20 protein-coding genes are annotated in these 21,071 nt (G+C 69.8%); 18 read left to right on the forward strand and 2 right to left on the reverse strand.

All coding sequences use genetic code 11. The features are described 5' to 3' along the window. The first annotated feature begins 52 nt into the window (after positions 1–52). From AB5J73_RS24815 to AB5J73_RS24870, 12 genes are all read left to right on the forward strand, one after another. Positions 53–841, forward strand: a complete 789-nt coding sequence (locus AB5J73_RS24815; RefSeq protein ID WP_086859821.1) for an ABC transporter permease — start codon at positions 53–55, stop codon at positions 839–841. Beyond that, positions 841–1,692, forward strand: a complete 852-nt coding sequence (locus AB5J73_RS24820) for an ABC transporter permease (RefSeq protein ID WP_163046676.1) — start codon at positions 841–843, stop codon at positions 1,690–1,692. The genes AB5J73_RS24815 and AB5J73_RS24820 overlap by 1 nt, the downstream gene beginning before the upstream one ends. Continuing rightward, a complete protein-coding gene (locus AB5J73_RS24825) occupies positions 1,689–3,011 on the forward strand; it encodes an MCE family protein (protein WP_370972734.1) in 1,323 nt (440 codons plus the stop codon). Before AB5J73_RS24820 ends, AB5J73_RS24825 begins: the two co-directional genes overlap by 4 nt. Beyond that, the gene (locus AB5J73_RS24830) at positions 3,008–4,045 is read left to right on the forward strand and encodes an MCE family protein (RefSeq protein ID WP_370972737.1); all 1,038 of its coding nucleotides are present in this window, start codon (positions 3,008–3,010) and stop codon (positions 4,043–4,045) included. Before AB5J73_RS24825 ends, AB5J73_RS24830 begins: the two co-directional genes overlap by 4 nt. After that, complete coding sequence (locus tag AB5J73_RS24835; RefSeq protein WP_370972740.1) at positions 4,042–5,073, forward strand: MlaD family protein; 1,032 nt, start codon at positions 4,042–4,044, stop codon at positions 5,071–5,073. The genes AB5J73_RS24830 and AB5J73_RS24835 overlap by 4 nt, the downstream gene beginning before the upstream one ends. Next, on the forward strand, positions 5,070–6,266 hold the full coding sequence (locus tag AB5J73_RS24840; protein ID WP_370972742.1) for an MCE family protein: 1,197 nt from the start codon (positions 5,070–5,072) through the stop codon (positions 6,264–6,266). The genes AB5J73_RS24835 and AB5J73_RS24840 overlap by 4 nt, the downstream gene beginning before the upstream one ends. Next, positions 6,263–7,414, forward strand: a complete 1,152-nt coding sequence (locus tag AB5J73_RS24845; protein ID WP_370972745.1) for an MCE family protein — start codon at positions 6,263–6,265, stop codon at positions 7,412–7,414. Before AB5J73_RS24840 ends, AB5J73_RS24845 begins: the two co-directional genes overlap by 4 nt. Next, positions 7,411–8,643, forward strand: coding sequence for an MCE family protein (locus tag AB5J73_RS24850; RefSeq protein ID WP_370972748.1), 1,233 nt, complete (start codon positions 7,411–7,413; stop codon positions 8,641–8,643). The genes AB5J73_RS24845 and AB5J73_RS24850 overlap by 4 nt, the downstream gene beginning before the upstream one ends. Beyond that, complete coding sequence (locus AB5J73_RS24855) at positions 8,640–9,128, forward strand: hypothetical protein (RefSeq protein ID WP_370972751.1); 489 nt, start codon at positions 8,640–8,642, stop codon at positions 9,126–9,128. The genes AB5J73_RS24850 and AB5J73_RS24855 overlap by 4 nt, the downstream gene beginning before the upstream one ends. Then, positions 9,125–9,604, forward strand: coding sequence for a hypothetical protein (locus AB5J73_RS24860; protein WP_370972754.1), 480 nt, complete (start codon positions 9,125–9,127; stop codon positions 9,602–9,604). Before AB5J73_RS24855 ends, AB5J73_RS24860 begins: the two co-directional genes overlap by 4 nt. Before the next feature lie 72 nt (positions 9,605–9,676). Next, complete coding sequence (locus tag AB5J73_RS24865; protein ID WP_370972757.1) at positions 9,677–11,104, forward strand: IS66 family transposase; 1,428 nt, start codon at positions 9,677–9,679, stop codon at positions 11,102–11,104. Positions 11,105–11,159: 55 nt separating this feature from the next. Then, entirely contained in the window at positions 11,160–12,383 is a 1,224-nt protein-coding gene (locus AB5J73_RS24870; protein WP_370972760.1) for a DUF222 domain-containing protein, read from the forward strand. A 373-nt stretch (positions 12,384–12,756) separates the two neighbouring features. On the opposite strand, the gene AB5J73_RS24875 is transcribed toward AB5J73_RS24870, so the two are convergent. Beyond that, the gene (locus tag AB5J73_RS24875; protein WP_370972763.1) at positions 12,757–13,233 is read right to left on the reverse strand and encodes a hypothetical protein; all 477 of its coding nucleotides are present in this window, start codon (positions 13,231–13,233) and stop codon (positions 12,757–12,759) included. 63 nt (positions 13,234–13,296) lie between these two features. Here AB5J73_RS24875 and AB5J73_RS24880 point away from each other — a divergent pair, with 63 nt between their 5' ends. The 4 genes from AB5J73_RS24880 to AB5J73_RS24895 all read left to right on the forward strand — a co-directional run bounded on the left by AB5J73_RS24880 (position 13,297) and on the right by AB5J73_RS24895 (position 17,675). Beyond that, on the forward strand, positions 13,297–14,538 hold the full coding sequence (locus AB5J73_RS24880) for an aminotransferase class I/II-fold pyridoxal phosphate-dependent enzyme (protein ID WP_370972766.1): 1,242 nt from the start codon (positions 13,297–13,299) through the stop codon (positions 14,536–14,538). Between the two features lie 116 nt (positions 14,539–14,654). After that, positions 14,655–15,629 (forward strand): ferritin-like domain-containing protein, encoded by a 975-nt coding sequence (locus tag AB5J73_RS24885; protein ID WP_370973310.1) that lies wholly within the window; start codon positions 14,655–14,657, stop codon positions 15,627–15,629. Between the two features lie 67 nt (positions 15,630–15,696). Further along, positions 15,697–16,806, forward strand: a complete 1,110-nt coding sequence (locus AB5J73_RS24890) for an FAD-dependent monooxygenase (protein ID WP_370972769.1) — start codon at positions 15,697–15,699, stop codon at positions 16,804–16,806. After that, a complete protein-coding gene (locus tag AB5J73_RS24895) occupies positions 16,803–17,675 on the forward strand; it encodes an aminoglycoside phosphotransferase family protein (protein ID WP_370972772.1) in 873 nt (290 codons plus the stop codon). Before AB5J73_RS24890 ends, AB5J73_RS24895 begins: the two co-directional genes overlap by 4 nt. Positions 17,676–17,678: 3 nt before the next feature. Here AB5J73_RS24895 and AB5J73_RS24900 read toward each other — a convergent pair whose 3' ends face one another. Next, complete coding sequence (locus AB5J73_RS24900) at positions 17,679–18,716, reverse strand: LacI family DNA-binding transcriptional regulator (protein WP_370972775.1); 1,038 nt, start codon at positions 18,714–18,716, stop codon at positions 17,679–17,681. A gap of 160 nt (positions 18,717–18,876) precedes the next feature. Between AB5J73_RS24900 and AB5J73_RS24905 the strand changes: the two genes are divergently transcribed. Both AB5J73_RS24905 and AB5J73_RS24910 read left to right on the forward strand, forming a co-directional pair. Next, entirely contained in the window at positions 18,877–20,142 is a 1,266-nt protein-coding gene (locus tag AB5J73_RS24905) for an extracellular solute-binding protein (protein ID WP_370972777.1), read from the forward strand. Then, positions 20,142–21,062, forward strand: a complete 921-nt coding sequence (locus AB5J73_RS24910) for a carbohydrate ABC transporter permease (protein WP_370972780.1) — start codon at positions 20,142–20,144, stop codon at positions 21,060–21,062. Before AB5J73_RS24905 ends, AB5J73_RS24910 begins: the two co-directional genes overlap by 1 nt. Positions 21,063–21,071: the final 9 nt, after the last annotated feature.

The raw sequence follows: 21,071 nt of genomic DNA on the forward strand, positions 1-21,071 counted from the left end.
CGCCGGGTATGGAGAACACTCGGAGGTCAGCGACGACCTACTGGGAGGTGTGGTGAGCGAAAGTACCGGCACGCTCCCGGGAACCGCGGCCCTGACCCAGGTCGGCCGCCTGGCGACGCTGTCGTGGGAGGTCCTCCGGGCGATCTTCAAGCGGCCGTTCCAGTTCCGCGAGTGGATCCAGCAGTGCTGGTTCTTCGCCAGCGTCACGATCCTGCCGACCGCGCTGGTGGCCATCCCGTTCGGCGCGGTGATCGCGCTCCAGCTCGGCTCGCTGACCGCGCAGATCGGCGCCCAGTCGTTCACCGGCGCGGCCAGCGCGCTCGCCATCGTGCAGCAGGCGAGCCCGCTGATCACGGCGCTGCTCGTCGCGGGCGCCGGCGGCAGCGCGGTGTGCGCGGACATCGGCGCGCGCAAGATCCGCGAAGAGATCGACGCCATGGAAGTGCTGGGCGTCAACCCGATCCAGCGCCTCATCGTGCCGCGCGTGCTCGCCGCGATGGTCGTTTCGGTGCTCCTCAACGGCTTGGTCAGCGTCGTCGGCGTGCTCGGCGGCTACTTCTTCAACGTCGTGCTGCAAGGCGGCACGCCCGGCGCGTACCTGGCCAGCTTCAACGCCCTCGCCCAGGTGCCCGACCTCTGGGTCAGCGAGATCAAGGCGCTGCTCTACGGCTTCGTCGCCGGGGTCGTCGCGGCGTTCCGCGGGCTGAACCCGGCTGGCGGGCCGAAGGGGGTCGGCGACGCGGTCAACCAGGCCGTCGTCATCACGTTCCTGCTGCTGTTCCTCATCAACGTCGTGCTCACCGCGATCTACCTGCGGATCGTCCCGCCGAAGGCCATGTGATGACGGCGGAGCCCCTCGACACCACCGACCGGACGCTCGAGTACATCGCGCGGCCGGGGCAGAGCCTGGAAGGCCTCGGCAAGCAGCTCGCGTTCGCCGCGAAAGCGCTCGCCTGGTCGCCGCGCACCATCCGCCGCTACGGCCGGGAAACGCTGCGGCTGCTCACCGAGGTCTGCTTCGGCACCGGCGGTCTCGCCGTCATCGGCGGCACACTCGGCGTGATGATCGGGATGACGCTGTTCACCGGTCTCATCGTCGGCCTGCAGGGCTACTCCGCGCTCAACCAGCTCGGCACGGCCGCGCTCACCGGCTTCATCTCCGCCTACTTCAACACCCGCGAGGTCGCGCCGCTGTCGGCCGGGCTCGCGCTGTCCGCGACCGTCGGCTGCGGCTTCACCGCGCAGCTCGGCGCGATGCGGATCTCCGAGGAGATCGACGCGCTCGAAGTCATGGGCGTGCCGAGCATGCCGTACCTGGTGACCACGCGGGTGCTCGCCGGCGTCGCCGCGGTGATCCCGCTGTACGCGGTCGGCCTGCTGTCGAGCTACCTCGCGTCCCGCCAGATCACCATCTGGCTCTACGGCCAGTCCGCGGGCACCTACGACCACTACTTCACGCTGTTCCTGCCACCCGGCGACGTCCTCTGGTCGTTCGGGAAGGTGATCGTGTTCAGCGTGCTCGTGATCCTGTCCCATTGCTACTACGGCTTCAACGCGAGCGGCGGCCCGGCCGGCGTGGGCGTGGCGGTGGGCCGCGCGGTGCGGACGTCGATCGTGCTGATCTCGGTGCTGGACTTCTTCTTGTCCCTCGCGATCTGGGGCGCGAACACGACGGTGAGGATCTCCGGATGAGGCGCGAGCTCTGGCAGCGGCTCCGGTACCAGGTGCTGGGGCTCGCCTTCCTGCTCGTGGCCGCGTTGTTCATCGCGTTCACGCTCGCCGTGTACAACAAGGCGTTCACGCCGGTGACGCTGGTGAAGCTGGAGACCGACCGGGTCGGCAGCCAGCTGCGCACGGGCGGTGACGTCAAGGTCCGCGGCATGCTCGTCGGCGAGGTCCGGTCGGTGCTCGCGAAGGGCGACCACGCCGAGCTGGAGCTGGCCCTCGACCCGGACAAGACGCACGTCATCCCGAAGAACGTCTCGGCACGGCTGCTGCCCAAGACCCTGTTCGGCGAGCGGTACGTCGCCCTGCAGCTGCCCGAGACCTCCGATGGCCCGATCCAGGCCGGCGACGTCATCCCGCAGGACCGCAGCAGCGCGGCGATCGAGCTGCAGAAGGTCCTCGACGACGTGATGCCGCTGCTGCAGGCCGTCCAGCCCGAGAAGCTGTCGAGCACGCTGACGGCGGTGTCGACCGCGCTCGAAGGCCGCGGCAAGCAGCTCGGCCAGACCCTCGTGCAGCTGAGCGACTACCTCGGCAAGCTGAACCCGTCGCTGCCGGACGTCAAGGCCGACATCACCGGCCTCGCGAACGTCGCGGACACCTACGACAAGGCGGCGCCGGACCTGCTGCAGGCCCTGTCCGACCTGACCACGACGAGCCGGACGATCGTCGACCAGCGCGCGCAGCTGAGCGACCTCTACGCCACCGTAACCGCGGCTTCCGTGGACCTGACGAACTTCCTGCAGGTCAACAAGGACAACCTGATCCGGCTCACCACGGCGATCCAGCCGACGCTCGACGTCCTCGCGAAATACGCGCCCGAGTACCCGTGCCTGATGCGGCAGCTCGCCGAGTCGGTGCCGCGCGCGGAGCTGGCGTTCGGCAAGGGCACCGCGCACCCCGAGGTCAGCCGGGTCACCATCGAGTTCGCCGCCAGCCGCGGCAAGTACCTCCCCGGCGTCGACGAGCCGAAGTACGAGGACAAGCGCGGCCCGCGCTGCTACCCGAGCGTCCCGCACCCCGGGGTGTGGCCGCAGTACCCGCCGGACGGCGCGATCAAGGACGGCTCCACCAAGCCCCCGCCGCCGAAGTACCCGCCCGAGGAGCTGCCCGCCGGCGGCGGCGCGATCGGCGGGGACGGCACGATCGTCGGCTCGGCCTACGAGAACGACCTGATCGACCTGCTCGCCTCGCCCGCGCTGGGCACCGCGCCGGGTGACGTGCCCGGCTGGGCGGGCCTGCTCGTCGGGCCGCTCTACCGCGGGGCGGAGGTGGAGCTGAAGTGAGGAGCTTCGTCCCCGCCCTGATCAAGCTCGCGGTCTTCGCCGTCGTCACCGTGCTGTTCACCGGGATCCTCGCGGCCACCATCGCGAACACGAACTTCGGCGAGACGTCCGGGTACCTGGCGAAGTTCACCGACGCGTCCGGGCTCAAGGAAGGCGACGACGTCCGCATCGCCGGGGTCAAGGTCGGGCAGGTCGACGCGATCGAGGTGGTCGAGGGCGAGCGCAACCTGGCGCAGGTGCGGTTCGACGTCGAGCACGCCTACCGGCTGCCGGAGACGGTGACCGCGACGATCAAGTACCGCAACCTGGTCGGCCAGCGCTACCTCGCGCTCGGCACCGACGTCCCCGGGCAGCAGGCACTGCCGGACGGCGGCACGATCCCGCCCGAGCGCACGAAACCCGCGTTGAACCTCACGGTGCTGTTCAACGGGTTCAAGCCGCTGTTCAAAGCCTTGAGCCCCCAGGACGTCAACCAGCTCTCGGCCGAGATCATCAGCGTCTTCCAGGGCGAGGGCGGCACGATCACCAGCCTGCTGCAGCACACCGCGTCGCTGACCACGGCGATCGCGAGCAAGGACCAGGTGATCGGCCAGGTCATCGCGAACCTCAACACCGTGCTCGGCACGGTCAACGCCCACGGCCCGCAGCTCGGCGACCTCATCGAGCAGACGCAGAAGCTGGTCAGCGGCCTGGCCGAGCAGCGCAAGCCGATCGGCGACGCGGTCAGCGCGCTCGGCGACCTCGCGGTGTCCACAACGGGCCTGCTCGCCGACGCGCGGCCGGCGCTCAAGGACGACGTCGCCCGGCTCGGCGTGCTTTCGCAGAACCTCGGCGACTCCGGTGAGCTGCTCAACCACCTGCTCGAGGTGCTGCCGGGCAACCTGCAGAAGTTCACCCGGACCCTGAGCTACGGCAGCTGGTTCAACTACTACCTGTGCGGGATCACCGGCACCATCGGCATTTCCTCGCTCGACATCACCCTGCCGATCGTCCCGATCCCCGGCACGCAGCGCGCGGAGAGGTGTGGTCCGTGAAGCCGCTGAAGGAACGCAACCAGGCGGGAGTCGGCGCGGTCGCGCTCGTGCTGATCGTGCTCGTCACGGCCACCACGTACTTCTCCGACCAGCTCCCGTTCTTCGGCAACGGCACGACGTATTCGGCGTACTTCGGCGAGTCCGCCGGGCTGGCGCCGGACAACGAGGTCGAGGTCGCCGGCGTCAAGGTCGGCACGGTGTCCTCGGTGAAGCTCGCGGGCAAGCAGGTGCTGGTCAAGTTCCGCGTGAAGGACGTCCGGGTCGGCGACGCGACGACGGCGTCCATCGAGATCAAGACGCTGCTGGGGGAGAAGTACCTCGCGCTCGACCCGAAGGGCGGCGGCACGCAGGAGCCGGACGCGACGATCCCGCAGGCCCGCACGCGCACGCCGTTCCAGCTGCAGGACGCCTTCGAGCAGCTGTCGACGACGGTCGGCGACATCGACACGAAGCAGCTCGCGGACAGCTTCAACGCGTTGTCGGACAGCCTCAAGGACAGCCCGCAGTACCTGAAGGACACGCTGACCGGGCTGTCGTCCCTCGCGAAGACGGTCTCGTCCCGAGACGCGGACCTGCACACGCTGCTGGCCAACACGAGCCAGGTGTCGAAGACGCTGTCCGACCGCAACGCCCAGCTGCAGCGCGTGATCAGCGACGGCAACCTGCTGCTGGGCGAACTGCAGAACCGCAAGAAGGCGATCAACGCGCTGCTCACCGGCACCCAGCAGCTGTCGCAGCAGCTGACCGGGCTCGTCCAGGACAACCGCGCGCAGCTCAAGCCGACGCTGGACAAGCTCGGGAAGGTGACCGACATCCTGCAGCGCAACCAGGGCAACCTCGACAAGAGCCTGCAGCTGATGGCGCCGTTCGCCCGCGTCGGCGCGAACGCCACCGGCAACGGCCGCTGGTTCGAGGGCTACCTGTGCGGGCTGCTGCCGCCGACGATCAACGCCGGCGTCGTGACCATCAACCCCGAAGGCTGCACCCCGCCGATCGCGGCGCCGAACCAGGGGGTGGGCGGCCGATGACGATCCGCACCTACCGCGGCCGCAGCCTGGTGACGTGGCTGGCGTTCGCCTGCGTGCTGGCGTTGCTGCTGACCGCGGGACTGTGGCTGGTGTTCCGCGCGGCCACCGGCACGACGCTGTCGGCGTACTTCGGCAAGACCGTCGGGCTCTACGCGGGTTCGTCGGTGCGGGTGCTCGGCGTGCCGGTCGGGCAGGTCACCGACGTCACGCCGCAGGGCGACGCCGTGCGCGTGGACATGCGCGTCGACGACGACGTGTCCCTGCCCGCCGACGTCGGCGCGGTCGTCGTCGCGCCGAGCCTGGTCAGCGACCGGTACGTCCAGCTGACCCCGGCCTACGACAGCGGTCCCGTGCTCGCTTCGGGGACGGTGCTCGCGAAGAACCGCACGGCCACGCCGGTGGAACTGGACGACCTGTATTCGAGCCTGGACAAGCTGTCGACGGCGCTGGGCCCGAACGGCGCCAACAAGGACGGCGCGCTGTCCGGTGTCCTGGACACCGCCGCGAACACGTTGAAGGGCAACGGCGCTTCGCTGAATTCGACGGTCGGGCAGCTCGCCGAACTGGCGAAGACCTTGGACGGCTCGAAGGACGACCTGTTCTCGACCGTGCAGAACCTCAACTCCTTCACCGGCGCCCTGGCCCAGAGCGACCAGCAGCTCAACGAGTTCTACGGGCGCGTCGCTGATGTCAGCCAGTTCCTCGCGGCGGACTCTTCCGACGTCGGCGCGGCTTTGCAGTCCCTCGGCGGGGCGCTCGGCGACGTCCAGACGTTCGTCAACGACAACAAGGCGGCGCTGGAGTCCAATGTGGACAAGCTGGCGTCGCTGTCGAAGGTCCTGGTCGACCAGCGGGCCGCGCTCGCCGAGGTGCTCGACATCGCCCCGACCGGCGCCACCAACTTCATCAACTCCTACGACGCCGCGTCGGGCACGATCGCCGTCCGCGACAACCTGAACGAGCTGACCAACCCGCCGATCCTCACCGTCTGCCGGCTGATCAGCTCGTTCACGCCGAAGCAGCTCCCGGACACCTTGGGGAACATCTGCAAGCAGCTCGCGCCGGTGCTGGACGGGGCGTTGAAGCTGCCGACCATCCCGCAGGTGCTCAACTCCCTGCAGAACGGCACGCTCCCGCCGTTGCCCCTCCCGCTCGTCGACGTCATGGAGCAGCTTTCGGGTGGTGCGAAGTGAAGCGGTTCGCAGGGGTGCTCGCCGGGCTGCTCGTGCTCGCCGGCTGCAGCGACGGCGGGTTCAACGGCCTCTACGGCACGCCGCTGCCCGGCGGCGCCGACGTCGGCGACCACCCGTACCACGTGACCGCGCTGTTCACCGACGTCCTGGACCTGGTGCCGCAGTCGAGCGTCAAGGTCAACGACGTCGCCGTCGGGCGGGTCGACAAGATTTCCCTGACGCCGGACACGCGGTCGGCACTGGTGGCGATGACCGTGAACGGCGACATCGCGCTGCCCGCCAACGCCCGCGCCGAGCTGAAGCAGTCTTCACTGCTGGGGGAGAAGTTCGTCGAGCTGAGCGTGCCGGCGGCCGAGCCGGCCGCCGGAAAACTGGCTGACGGCGCGCAGATCCCGCTCGGGCGCACCAACCGCAACCCCGAGGTCGAGGAGGTGCTCGGCGCGCTTTCGCTGCTGCTCAACGGCGGCGGCGTCGAGCAGATCCAGAAGATCAGCCACGAGCTCAACGACGCGCTTTCGGGCAACGAGCCGGAGATCCGCGCGCTGCTGTCCCGGGTGGACGAACTGGCCACGCAGCTCGACGGGCACCGGACCGAGATCGTCCGCGCGATCGACGGGCTCGCGAAGCTGTCGAAGACGTTGACCGGGCAGACGCAGAACCTGTCGAACGCGCTGGACAACCTGGCGCCGGGCTTGAAGATCGTCACCGACCAGCGCGACCAGCTCGTGGGCATGCTGAACGCGCTGAACACGCTGTCCGGCGTCGCGGTGGACACGGTCACGAAGAGCCGCGACCAGCTCGTCGCGAACCTCAAGGCGCTGCAGCCGACGCTGACCAAGCTCGGCGAGGCGGGCCAGAACCTGCCGAACGCGTTGCAGATCCTGCTGACCTACCCGTTCCCGGACTACGCGGGCAACGTGATCAAGGGCGACTACGCGAACGTCGAGGCGAACGTGAACCTCGATCTCGACACGCTGATCCAGAACTTCACGAACTCGTCGCAGCCGCCGATCGCGCTGCCCCAGACCATCGGCGGCCAGGCGCCGGTCGCGCCGCCGCTGCCGCTGCCCGACCTGGGTTCCGGCCCGCAAGCCGCCGGACCCAACCTGCTGGGCGGCCTGCTCGGGCTGATCGGGGGTGGCCGGTGACCTCCCGCAAGATCCGCATCCAGCTGTTCGCGTTCGTCGTCATCGCGGTGGTTTCGGTCGTCTACGCCGGCGGCCGGTACGCCGGGCTGGACCGGCTGTTCGGCAACCGCGGCTACGTCGTCACGGCGCAGCTCACCGACTCCGGCGGCATCTTCGTCAACTCCGAGGTCGCCTACCGCGGGGTGACGGTCGGGCGCGTGACCGGCATGACCCTGACCGAGCACGGCGTCGACGTCGCCCTCGACATCGACGCCGGCGCCCCGGACATCCCGGCCGACGCGCACGCCCAGGTGGCGAACCGGTCGGCGGTGGGGGAGCAGTTCGTCGACCTGCTTCCCTTGCACGACGGCGGTCCTTTCTTGACGGACGGCTCGGTGATCACGGCGGACAAGACGTCGCTGCCGCCGTCGCCGGACACCGTGCTGTCGCATTTGGACGACCTCGTGGCGAGCGTGCACCCGGACTCGCTGCGGACGGTCGTCGACGAGACGTACAACGCCTTCGCGGGTGCCGGCCCGGAACTGCAGCAGCTGCTGGACAGCACCGGCTCGCTGACCGCCGTCGCCACCCAGTACATCCCGCAGACGCAGGGGCTGTTCGCGAACTCGCGGGTCGTGCTGGACACGCAGCAGCGGCAGGCCGCGAACATCACCGACTTCGCTTCCGGCCTGCGCACGATTTCGGGCCAGCTCAAGAAGTCCGACCCGGACCTGCGGCGGGTGATCGCCGAAGCGCCGCAGCTGAGCCGGCAGATCAGCGACGTGCTCGCCGCGTCCGGCACCGATCTGGGCGTGCTGTTCGCGAACCTGCTCACCACGGCGCAGATCACGACGTCCCGGAAGGACTCGATCGAGGAACTGCTGGTGGCGTACCCGATCATCGGGGCGTTCTCGCCGTCGACGTCCCCGGACGGCACCGGTCACCTGGGCGTGGTGTTCAACTTCTTCGACCCGGCTTCGTGCACGAAGGGCTACGAAGGGACGAAGCAGCGTCCGGCGAACGACGAGTCCGAGGCGCCGGTGAACATGAACGCCTACTGCGCCGAGCCGCCGGGCAGCCCGACCGGCGTGCGCGGCTCCCAGAACGCGCCCTACGCGGGGAAGCCGCCCGCGATCCCGGCCGCGCCTTCGCAGACCGCCGCTTCGGCCCCGCAGCCGCTGCCGGGGATGCTGAGCCTGCTGACGGGCCCGTCGTCGGGCGGCCTCGGCCGGCTGCTGGGCGCGCCGTGAAGCTCCGCCTCCTCGTGGTCCTCGCGGTCCTTTCGGTGCTGGCGGCCGCGTTTTCCGGCTGGTCGTGGTGGCGAGCGGCGGCCGACGACTCAGCCGCCCGCGGCCGCGAGCGCGACGCCGTGCTCGCTGCGGCGGGACCCCAGCTGGTCACGCTGAACACGATCGACTACCACTCGGCGGCAGCGGACGTCGACCGCTGGATCTCGGCGGCGACCGGCCAGTACGGAAAGGACCTGTCGGGCGACCGCCAGCTGCAGATCGACCGCGCCACCACTGCTCGGACGGTGTCCACGGCCTCCCTGGTCCAGGCGGCGGTGACGGAGATCGACGTCGCCGCGGGTTCGGCCCGGCTCCTGGCGGTGCTGGACGTCCGGGTCTCGACCGGAGGCGGTCCGGTGTCCCCGCGGCTGAACCGGCTGACGGTGGACGTTTCGCGGTCTGCGTCCGGCTGGAAGATCGCCGGTGTGCAGGCGGCGGGCTCGTGATCCGCGTGCTGTCCGCGATCGTCGTGGTCGCCTTGGGCTGTGCGGTGTGGTTCGGCGTGGAGACGGCGTCGTTGTCCCCCGGTTCGAACCAGGCTCTGGTGGATTCCGCGGCGACCGCTTCGGTTTCGGCTGAGGTGAGCGATGCGGTGAAGGCGGTGTTTTCCTATGACTACGCGAATCTGGCGCGGACCGAGCGCGCGGCTTCCCAGGTGCTGACCGGCGACGCGGTGGGGCAGTACCAGAGCCAGTTCGCTTCCGCTCGTACTCGGGCGGCGGCGGAGAAGCTCGTCCGGACCACGACGGTCCGGGCTGCCGGGGTGCGTTCTCTCGTCGGCGACGATGCTTCTTTGTTGTTGTTCCTGGATCAGCAGACGGTGGGTCCGGGTGGGGCGCTTTCGTCTTCGGTGGCTCAGTTGGCTGTGACGGCTCGTCGGGTTGATGGGCAGTGGAAGATTTCTTCTTTGACTGCTCTGTAGGTTTTTGCCACCTGATCGGTAACTGTTCAGGTCGTTTTCGGGCTGTGAGCGGGCCTGTGGGATGATCTTGTTGTGGGGGAAGGTGTTCGTCCGTCGTATGACGAGCTGGCCGCGCTGGTCGCAGCGCAGGCGGTAGAGCTCGCGCATGCGCGGGAGGAAATCGCCGCGTTGCGGGCCGAAGTCGCTGCGCTCAAGCGGCGGTTGGGCACGAACTCGGGTAACTCCTCGATGCCGCCATCGTCGGACCGGTTCGCCAAACCCGCCCCGAAGTCTTTGCGTAGCAGGACCGGCCGCAAGCAGGGCAAGCAGCCCGGTGCGCCTGGTGCGAACCTGTCGCTGGTCGAGAACCCGGACAGGATCGTCGAGCATGCGCCGTCGGCGTGTTCAGGATGCGGTGCAGGTCTGCGCCGCACTGATCGTGCGGGGGTGATGCGGCGGCAGGTGGTGGACCTGCCCGAGGTGCGCCCGTCGTTGACCGAGCACCGCCTGCAACGGCTGCGCTGCCGCGGCTGCCACCAGGTCACCACCGCGCCCGCGCCGGCCGAGGCGACCGCACCCGCGTGTTACGGGCCGAACGTGACCGCGCTGGCGGTGTATCTGCTGACCTTCCAGCACATCCCGGTCGCGCGGACCGCGCAGCTGCTGGCGGACCTGATGGGGTTGCCGGTGTCGACCGGCTGGGTCGCCGGTGTCCTCACCCCCGTCGCCGCCAACCTCGAAGGGTTCGCCGAGCAGGTCGAGCAGGCATTGCGGGCAGCGCCGGTGGCACATTTCGACGAGACCGGCATCCGGGTCGACGGGAAGAACTGGTGGCTGCACGTGGCTTGCACCCCACACCTGACCGCCTACATGCCGCACCGGCAGCGTGGTGGCGAGGCGATGGACGAGTTCGGGATCCTCAACTACTTCCGGGGTGTCGCCGTCCATGACGGGCTGATGTCGTATCAAGATTTCGGACGCAAACACGCCCGCTGCAACGCCCACCACCTGCGCGAACTGGTCGCGGCCGGCGAAGCACACCCCGAGCACACGTGGCCCACGATCGCGATCAAAACCCTCGAAGTACTCAACACCGCTGCCCATGCCGCGCGAGACGACGGCCTGGACGCCATCCCCGCCCACATCGTCGATCCGCTGATCTCCCGGTTCGTCCGCACCATCCATCTCGGCCTGCTGCTGCACCCACCGAGCCGGCATCGTAAGCAAAGCAAGACCCGCAACCTGCTGGTACGCCTGCGCGACTACCAGCACCAAGTGCTGCTGTTCGCTCGCGACCTCACCGTCCCGTTCACCAACAACCAAGCCGAACGCGACCTACGGATGATCAAGGCCCAGTTGAAGATCTCCGGCGGCTGGCGCACCCAGCACGGCGCCCAGGTGTGGTTGCGCGTGCGCGGCTACATCTCCACCGCCCGCAAGAACGGCCTGCACATCATCACCGCACTCCGCGACGCCGTCACCGGAAACCCTTGGCTGCCAACAACTATCGAAATGGCCTGAACAGTTACCCTGATCGAGTGATGAACACGCGTTCGGGCGCCGGTAATCTTGGTGCGTGGACACAGAAGCGGTGTGGCAAGCGGACGCGGAGGTCTTGGCCGACCGCCTCCGTACCCTGCTCACCGTCGTACGGTCCGCTGAGGCGGAAATTGGTGCGGTGCTCGTGGAAATCGAGTCCCGCGGGGTGCAGGAACTGTTCGGATACCGTTCTGTGGCGCGGCTTTACGAGCATCTCGCCGACGTCCCCCGTGCTGCCGCAGTGCGGACCGTCGCCCGTGCCCACGCCCTGCACCCCAGCCGCTCTCTCGACGCCGCGCCTGCTCTCGCTCCCGCCACCGGTACCGCCGCCCTCACCGGAGGGCTGAGCACCCCGATGATCGACACCATCATCACCACCCTCACCGCAATCCCTCCTGAGCACCGCGACACCGCCGAAGCAGACCTACTGGCCTTCGCCGCCGACAACGGCCACAAACAAGTCGCCGCCCTCGGCGCGCGGATCGTGGCCCACCTCGACCCCGACGGACCCGAACCTGCGGACACCGAGCCCGCCACCCCCACCCGCGAACTATCGCTGCGCCGCAAACGCACCGGAACCTGGGAACTGTCCGGCCGCTTCGACGACGAGACCGGCACCCGCGCCCACGCCCTGCTCGACACCCTGGCCGAACGCCGCCACGCCGACGACGGCCCCGACCTGCGTTCCCCGCAGGAACGCTACGGCGACGCGTTCTCCGACGCTCTCGACCTGGCCCTCGACTCCCCAGAACTGCCGACCCAGGCCGGGGAACGCGCCCACGTCATGGTCGCGGTCTCCCTCACCGACCTACAGTCCGGCCTCGGCACTGCGACCCTCGGCGACACCGGCCTGCTCTCCGCCGCCGAAGCCCGCATCCACGCCTGCGACTGCAAACTCATCCCCGCCGTCCTCGGCACCACCAGCGAACCCCTCGACCTCGGCCGAGCCCGCCGCCTCATCTCACCCGGACTGCGGCGGGCGCTGTTCCTGCGTGACCGGGGTTGTGCGTTCCCCGGCTGCCACCGCCCACCCCGACATTGCCAAGGACACCACATCCGGCACTGGGCCGACGGCGGCCCCACCGACCTGACCAACCTCGTCCTGCTCTGCGGACACCACCACCGGCTGCTGCACCGCTCCGGCTGGCAGGTCCGCATCGCCACCGACGGTCACCCCGAGTTCCTGCCGCCACGGTTCCTGGACAAACGCCGAAAACCCCGGCGCAACAACCTGCATCAGCCACTGCCATTCGCAGCCTGACAACCGAACACAGGACAGGCCCGCAGCCACCGGCTACGGGCCTACCCGCACGTCCACGATCACCCGCCCATGCCCGCGTCTTTCGTGCCGGGGCCTTCGCGCGTTCCTCCGGCGCCGATCACCGACCGGCTCTGCTCCAGTCGCCCGACCGTCTTGCGCCTTCATGTGGATGATCGCCCGCCACGTGCAGCGGCCTCCGAGCCCTCACAAGACCTCCGGCGCCAGTCCTGCACTTCGCGCCCACGATCCGCCAGTTACGCACTCGCCCGAGCCCCCACCCAGTTCCGACCGTCCACCAGCCCGCGATCAACCCGCCACGCACTCGTCCCGACCGCCACCGAGCCCAGCCCCGCCCCGAGGCGCACCGGAAACCTCACCCGTCCCACACCGAAGCGCCCTGCCGCAGCACCTCGACCCCCGCAGAACCCGAAACCGGCCACAACTCCACCACGTACCGGTAATGCTCCCCGAACTCGTGCTCGTTCCACGTCGCCGACGGCGGCCCGGCCGGCACGTACGAAACCCGAGCCCGGTACAACCCCGGCAACACCGAAAAGAACTTTTCCTGCGACGGATAGTCCGCGGGCCCGGAAATCACGACTTTCCCGCTCGGAACCGGAAGATCCGCTTCCACCACGTGCTCCGCGTCCGAAAGCAGCGAAGGCGCCGACGGCAGCAACGTGACCGATGACTCCACGATGTCCGAGCGGGCCGTCACGATCGCGATGCCGCCGGCCTCCGAGGCGATGCGGTGGTCGAGGGCGGCGGGGGTCCAGCCGCTGCCGGTCAGGCGGGAAGCCGAGTCGCGCAACGAGAACTGGCGCTGGTCGGCGTGGACGACTAGGTGCACACGATCCACCCTAGCCAGGACCCGCCCCGAAATGGTATCGACGCCGGGTTTAGCGTTGACGCCATGACCACTGCTTCCGTCGACGTCGACACGGCCCGCAGCGACTACGCGGCCCTGGTCGGCCGAGGCCTCTCCCTGGACATCACCCGTGGCAAGCCGTCGCCCGAGCAGCTCGACCTTTCGAACGCGCTGCTGAGCCTTCCCGGCGACGGCTCCTTCAAGGCCGAGGACGGCACCGACGTCCGCAACTACGGTGGCCTGAAGGGCCTGGCCGAGCTGCGCCGCGTCTTCGCCGGTGCGCTGCAGGTTCCCGCCGAGCAGCTGCTCGCCGCCGGGAACTCCAGCCTCGAGCTCATGCACGACGCCGTCGTGCAGGCGCTGCTGAGCAAGCTGCCCGGGGCCGAGCGCCGGTGGGCCGACGAGCCGCAGGTGAAGTTCCTCGCGCCCGTTCCGGGGTACGACCGGCACTTCGCGCTGACCGAGCGGTTCGGCATCGAGCTCGTCCCGGTCGCGATGACCGACGAGGGCCCGGACATGGACGCCGTCGAGACGCTGGTCGCCGAGGACCCCGCCGTCAAGGGGATCTGGTGCGTGCCGAAGTACAGCAACCCCACCGGGGTCACGTTCAGTGACGACGTCGTGAAGCGGCTCGCCACCATGCGGACCGCGGCGCCGGACTTCCGGATCTTCTGGGACAACGCCTACGCCGTGCACCACCTCACCGACGACGAGCCGGAGCTGGCCGACCTGCTGGCGCTGGCCACCGAGGCCGGCAACGCCGACCGCGTGTTCGTCTTCGGCTCGACCTCCAAGATCACCCTGGCCGGGGCCGGCGTCGGGTTCTTCGGTGCCTCCGAGGCCAACCTCGCCTGGTGGACCGGCAACATCGGCAAGCGCACCATCGGCCCGGACAAGGTCAACCAGCTGCGCCACGCCCACTTCCTCAAGGACGAAGCCGGCGTCCGCGCGCACATGCGCAAGCACGCCGAGATCATCGGGCCGAAGTTCGCGGCCGTCGACCGCATCCTCACCGAGGAGCTGGCCGACCTGGCGTCCTGGACCAAGCCGACCGGCGGCTACTTCGTCACGCTGACCGTGCCCGCGGGCACCGCGAAGGAGGTCGTCCGGCTGGCGAAGGAGGCCGGTGTCGCGCTGACCCCCGCCGGGGCGACGCACCCGCACGGGGCCGACCCGGCCGACGCCGTCATCCGGATCGCGCCGACCTTCCCGAAGCTCGCCGAGGTCGAAGAGGCCGTCCGCGCGCTGGCCGTCTGCGTCCGGCTCGCCGTCGCCGAACGCGGCTGACCTGCGGGAACGGAAGAAGGAAGAACTTTTTCCCGATTTGACCGAGCCGGGGGCCGTCCAGGTACGTATCACCGTTGGGTGAGGTGGACGAACTCGTCACGAGAGGACGTCCCCCGGTGTTCGGAAAACGCTACACACGGCAGCTGATCGAGCGCAGCGCGGAGAACGCGACCGACCGCCGCCGCTTCCTCAAGGCTGCGGGAGCGGCGGGGCTCGGCGTCGCGGGCGCCGGTGCGCTCGGCACAGCGCTGTCGCTGGGCCTCGGCTCGGCCGGTGCCACGCAGCAGTACGGCGCGCAGGGCGGCGACGCCGCGAAGGAGGCGGCGAGCGACGCCGCCGTGCTGAACTTCGCGCTCAACCTGGAGTACCTGGAGGCGAACCTCTACTCGTTCGCCGTCTACGGCTACGGGCTGAACGAGAAGTACGTCAACGGCATCGGCAACCTCGGCAAGGTCTCCGGCGGGCACGCGGTCAAGTTCAAGAGCGAGCACACCAAGCAGATCGTGCAGGAGATCGCCGGCGACGAGGTCGCGCACGTGAACTTCCTGCGCAAGGCGCTCGACAAGGCGGCCGTCGCGCAGCCGGAGATCGACTTCCAGAACAGCTTCACCGCCGCCATGCAGGCCGCGGGGCTGATCAAGGAAGGCCAGACGTTCGACCCGTTCGCGAGCGAGAACAACTTCCTGCTCGCCGCGTACCTGTTCGAAGACGTCGGCGTGTCCGCCTACAAGGGCGCGGCGCCGCTGGTCAACAACAAGACGTTCCTCGACGCGGCGGCGGGCATCCTCGCGGTCGAGGCCTACCACGCGGGCATCGTGCGCGGACAGCTGTTCGAACGCGGCCTCGGCGACGTCACGAACAAGATCTCCGACGCCCGCGACAGCCTCGACGGCAAGGCCGACGACGACGAAGGCGTGCTCAAGGACGGCAAGGCGAACCTCGTCCCCGCGGACGCCAACGGCATCGCGTTCGGGCGGTCGGCCGACCGCGTGCTCAACATCGCCTACCTCAACCCGGACAAGGTGTCCTCGGGCGGCTTCTTCCCGCGCGGCCTCAACGGCGACATCGCCACCAGTGGCGCGAAGGAGTGAACCCCGCGTGCCGCCGTCACGGTAACGTCGTGGACGGCGGCACGCGGAGTCCACGAGGGGGAGCAGGGTGCGGGTACTGGTTGCGGGTGGCGGGATCTCCGGCACGGTCACGGCGATGGCGCTGAAGCTCGCCGGGCACGAGCCGGTCGTGTTCGAGGCCTACCCGGCGGGCGGGGACGACATCGGCGCGTTCCTCACGATCATGCACAACGGCATGGACGCCCTGCGCGCGATCGGCGCCGACCAGCCGGTGATCGACAGCTCGTTCGCCGCCCAGGGTGTCGAGCTGGTCCTCCCGACCGGGGAGACCGCCGGGCGCCGCGAGTTCGGCACCGAAGGCCTCGACGGGCCACGCACCCTGACTCGCGCGACGCTCTACCGCGTCTTGCAGGACGAAGCCGCGCGCCGGGCCGTCCCGCTCGAACGGGGCAAACGCCTGGTCGGCGCGAAGCCGGACGGGGGCGGTGTCTCGGCCGAATTCGCCGATGGCACCACCGAAACGGGTGACTTGCTGGTCGGCGCGGACGGGTTGCACTCGGTGGTCCGGAAGCTGATCGACCCGGACGCCGCCGCGCCGCGCTACACCGGCCAGACCATCGTCTACGGCTACACGCGTGCGCCCGGGCTGCCGTCGGCGGCCGGGATCTACCGGATGGTCCGCGGCAGCAAGGCGGCCTTCGGGTTCACGACCGACCCGGACGGCGCCACGTACTGGTTCGCCCGCGTCCCCGACGCCGAGCGCTCCCGCGAGGAGGTCGCGGCGGTCACCCCGGCGGGGTGGCGCGAGTTCGCGCACGCGGCGTTCGCCGGGGAACCGTTGCCCTGCGCGGACATCATCGCCGCGACGGGCGGCGAGGTGTTCGGCGGCCACTCCTACGACGTCCCGCGGACGCGGATCTGGTCGACGCCGGAAATGGTGCTCGTCGGCGACGCCGCCCACGCCGCGGCCCCGGCGGACGCCCAAGGGGCGTCGATGGCGATCGAAGACAGCGTCGTCCTCGCGCAGTGCCTGCGTGACCTGCCGGACCCGGCGTCGGCGTTCGCGGCGTACGAAGAACTCCGCCGTGAGCGCGTCGAGAAGCTGGTCGCGTCGAGCGCGGGCGAGGACGTCGGGGAAAAGCCGGGCTGGGTCTACGCGCACCACATCGACTGGGACGCGAAGGTCACCGCCCGATGAGCCTCGGCCCGCCGCCCCGGCGCCTCGAGGTCACCGCCGACCAGGTGCGACAGCTCGTCGCCGAGCAGTTCCCGCAGTGGGCGGGGCTCCCGGTGCGGCCAGTGGCGAACGGCGGCTGGGACAACCGGACCTTCCACCTGGGCGACGCGATGTCGGCGCGGCTGCCCAGCGCGGCCGAGTACGCGCTGGCGGTCGAAAAGGAACAGCGCTGGCTCCCGGTGCTCGCGCCGCGGTTGCCGCTGCCGATCCCCGTCCCGCTGGCCGAAGGCAAACCCGGCGCGGACTACCCGTTCCCGTGGTCGATCCTCCCGTGGCTCGACGGAGAGCAGGCCAGGGCGGATCGGATCGCCGACCCCGTCGCGTTCGCCTCCGATCTGGCCGGGTTCCTGGCGGCGCTGCAGGACGTCGACCCCGTCGGCGCGCCCGGGCCGGGCAAGCACAACTGGTTCCGCGGCGGCACCCTGCTCACCTACGACGCGCTGGTCCGGCACCGGCTCGACGACCTGACCGGCGAAATCTGGCGGGCCGCGCTCGACGCGCGGTGGGACGGCGTGCCACGCTGGTTCCACGGCGACGTTGCCGCGGGAAACCTGTTGCTGCACAACGGAAAACTGACCGCGGTCATCGACTTCGGCAGCTGCGGCACCGGCGATCCGGCCTGTGACGTGGCCATCGCGTGGACGCTGCTGACCGCCGACGGCCGCCGGGTGTTCCGCGAGCGGCTGGCGATCGACGACGCCACGTGGGCCCGCGGTCGCGGCTGGGCGCTGTGGAAGACACTCGTCACCCTCGCCCGCGCGCGTGGCCGCGAAGCCGCCGAAGCGCAGCGCGTCCTCGACGAGATCCGCACCGAGTACCGAGGCAGCTGAGGTTCAGGCGCCGCAGGAGTCGCGGATGACCAGCTTGGTCGGCAGCCGCACCGGTTCCGGGGCGCCCACGTTCTCGATCATCGCCAGCAGCGCGCCGGCCGCCGCCGTGCCGAACCCCGGCTTGTCCTGGGCCACCGTCGTCAGCGCCGGGTCCACCAGGGACGCCACCTCGATGTCGTCGAACCCCACCACCGCCAGGTCGTCCGGCACCCTGAGCCCGGCCGCGCGGGCCGCCAGCAGGGCGCCGACCGCCATCTCGTCGCTGGCCGCGAACACCGCCGTGGGCGGGTCCTTGCGGGCCAGGAGCCGGCGCATGCCGACGAAGCCGCTCTCGCGGTAGAAGTCCCCGGTCACCACGTAGTCCTCGCGCACCGGCAGCCCCGCCTCGGCCAGGCCGCGCCGGTAGCCCTCGGTGCGGGCGGCGGCGGGCGCGTTGCCGCGCGGGCCGGTGATCGTGGCGATCCGCTGGTGCCCGAGGGCGGTCAGGTGCCGGACGGCCTCGGCGGCGCCGGCGGCGTTGTCCGAGGTCACGTAGGTCGCCCGCGGGCCGGAGAGGGCCACGTCCACCGCGACGCACGGCAGCCCCGACTGGGCGAACGTGCCGAACGCTTCGGCGTCGGTCCCGCTGTCGATGAGCACCAGCCCGGCCAGGTGGTGGCGCCGGGTCATGCCGACGTACCCGACCGGGTCGGCCAGCGACACCCCGGGGTGGCGGTTGCGGGCGTCGTCGCTCGTGGCGAGCAGCAGCAGGTGGTAGCCGTGCGAGCTGAGCGCGGATTTGAGGCCCAGCAACAGGTCCTGCAGGAACGGGTGCCGCCAGCCGGGCCGCCGGTGGTCGGTGTCCCAGACCAGCCCGATCATCGCCGAGCGCTGCCGCGACAGCGCCCGCGCCGACTCGTTCGGCGAAAAATCGAGTTCCCGGGCGACCCGCTCGACGTGGGCGCGGGTCGCCTCGCTGACCGTCGCGGGGCGGTTGAACACCCGCGAAACGGTCGCGACGGAAACGCCGCAGAGCTGCGCGATCTCGCGGGCGGTGACCATGCTGACCTCCGATGCTGTAACCGGTTACATCTGTAGCACATGATCTCAGGCAGCGTAAACGCCGAGGTGCGTTATCTTTTCGTTACTTGACGAACCCGGGTTGGGAGCGCTCTCATGGGTCCCGCGTTTTCCGACCGGCCCGCAGAACAACGGAGATCTCATGCGCCCGAAAACGACACCCCGACTCGTCTTGGCGGTCGTCTGCGCCGCTGTCACCGCCTTGAGCGCCTGCGGGAGCGGTGACGCGGCCGGCGGGAAGGTGAAGCTGAGCCTCGGCCTGTTCGGCAACTTCGGCTACACCGACCTGATCAAGGAGTACCAGGCCGCGCACCCCGGCATCGAGATCACCGAGCGGACCGCGGCCTACTCAGACCACCACAAGAACCTCGCCGCGCACCTGGCCACCGGGGGTGGCGCCGCGGACATCGAAGCGATCGACACCGGCTACGTCGCCCAGTTCAAGGCGACCCCGGACAAGTTCGTCGACCTCAACACCGTCGGCGGGGACAAGGTCAAGGACCGCTGGCTGAGCTGGAAGTGGTCGGCGTCGCTGGCCAAGGGCGGGCAGCAGATCGGCTACGGCACCGACGTCGGCGGCCTGGCCATCTGCTACCGCCGCGACCTGTTCGAGAAGGCCCAGCTGCCCGCCGACCGCGACGCCGTCTCCGCGCTCTGGCCCACCTGGCAGGCGTTCTTCGAGACCGGCAAGCGCTTCCAGGCCAAGGCGCCGAACGGCGTCAAGTTCATGGACGGCGGCCCGACCGTGCTCAACGCGATCTTCGGCCAGGCGCCCGTCGGCTACTACGACCAGAACGACCAGCTCGTCGTCGACAGCAACCCGGCGCTGCGCACCGGCTGGAACCAGGTCGTCGACGCCGTCAAGGCGAACCTCTCCGCCGGCCTGCTCTACAGCACGCCGACCTGGAACACCGGCTTCACCCAGGGCCAGTTCGCCACGGTCACCTGCCCGGCCTGGATGATGACCAAGATCAAGGACCAGGCCCCGGACACCGCGGGCAAGTGGGACGTCGCGACCGTGCCCGGCGGGGGCGGCAACTGGGGCGGCTCGTACCTGACCGTGCCGAAGTCGGGCAAGCACACCAAGGAAGCCGCCGAGCTCGCCGCCTGGCTGACCGCGCCCGAGCAGCAGGCGAAGGTCTTCACCAGCAAGGGCCTGCTGCCCTCGACGCCGTCGCTCTACGACGACCCGAAGATCACCGGCTACACCAACCCGTTCTTCAACAACGCTCCCGTCGGCAAGGTGTTCACCGACGCGGCGAAGAAGCTGAACCCGCAGTACCAGGGCCCCAAGGCCGGGGACGTCCAGACCGAGTTCGGCAACGCGATGCAGCGCGTCGAGCAGGGCAAGCAGGACGGCGCGGCGGCGTGGCAGCAGCTGGTCGGTGACGTGGCGAAGCTGAAGTAATGGCACTCACCCTGGCCGACCGGCGGCACAAGTGGGACGTCAAGCTGTCGCCGTTCGGCTTCATCAGCCCGTACTTCCTGATCTTCGGCGTCTTCGGGTTGTTCCCGCTGCTGTACACGGCGTTCGTGTCGCTGCAGAAGCGGAACCTGCTCGACGCCGAAGGCGCGCAGTTCATCGGGTTCGGCAACTACGAGCAGCTGCTGTTCCACGACCCGTACTTCTGGAACGCGATGGGGAACACGGTCAGCCTGTGGCTGCTGACCACGATCCCGCAGATCCTGTTCGCGCTCGGCATCGCGCACCTGCTCAACCGGCGCCTGCGCGGGCGGACGCTGTTCCGGATGGGCATGATCCTGCCGAACATCACCTCGGTGGCGGCGGTGACGATCATCTTCGCGCAGCTGTTCGGCCGGGACTTCGGCCTGGTGAACTGGGTGCTGAGCTGGTTCGGCGCCGGCCAGGTCGACTGGCAGGCCGGCACGGCCAGCTCCCACACCGCCATCGCGGCGATGGTGGTGTGGCGCTGGACCGGCTACCACGCGCTGATCTTCCTGGCGTCGATGCAGGCGATCCCGTCGGCCATGTACGAAGCCGCGACGCTCGACGGCGCCCGCGGGTGGCAGCAGTTCTGGCGGATCACCGTGCCGCTGCTGCGGCCGCAGATCATCTTCTCCACGGTGATCGCGACGACCGGGAACATGCGGCTGCTCGCCGAACCGCTGCTGTTCAACCCCGGTACGGCGGCCGCCACCGGCGGCTCGGACCGGCAGTTCCAGACCGCCGCGCTCTACCTCTACGAGCAGGGCTTCACCAAGTACGACTTCGGCTACAGCTCGGCGATCGCGCTCATCCTGGCCGTGGCCACGATGCTCGTCGCCGGTGTGTCGTACCTGGTCACCCGGCGCATCCAAACGGACTGAGGAGCCGAC

It is taken from the genome of Amycolatopsis sp. cg9, assembly GCF_041346945.1.
In the GTDB taxonomy this organism is placed as follows: Bacteria; Actinomycetota; Actinomycetes; order Mycobacteriales; family Pseudonocardiaceae; genus Amycolatopsis.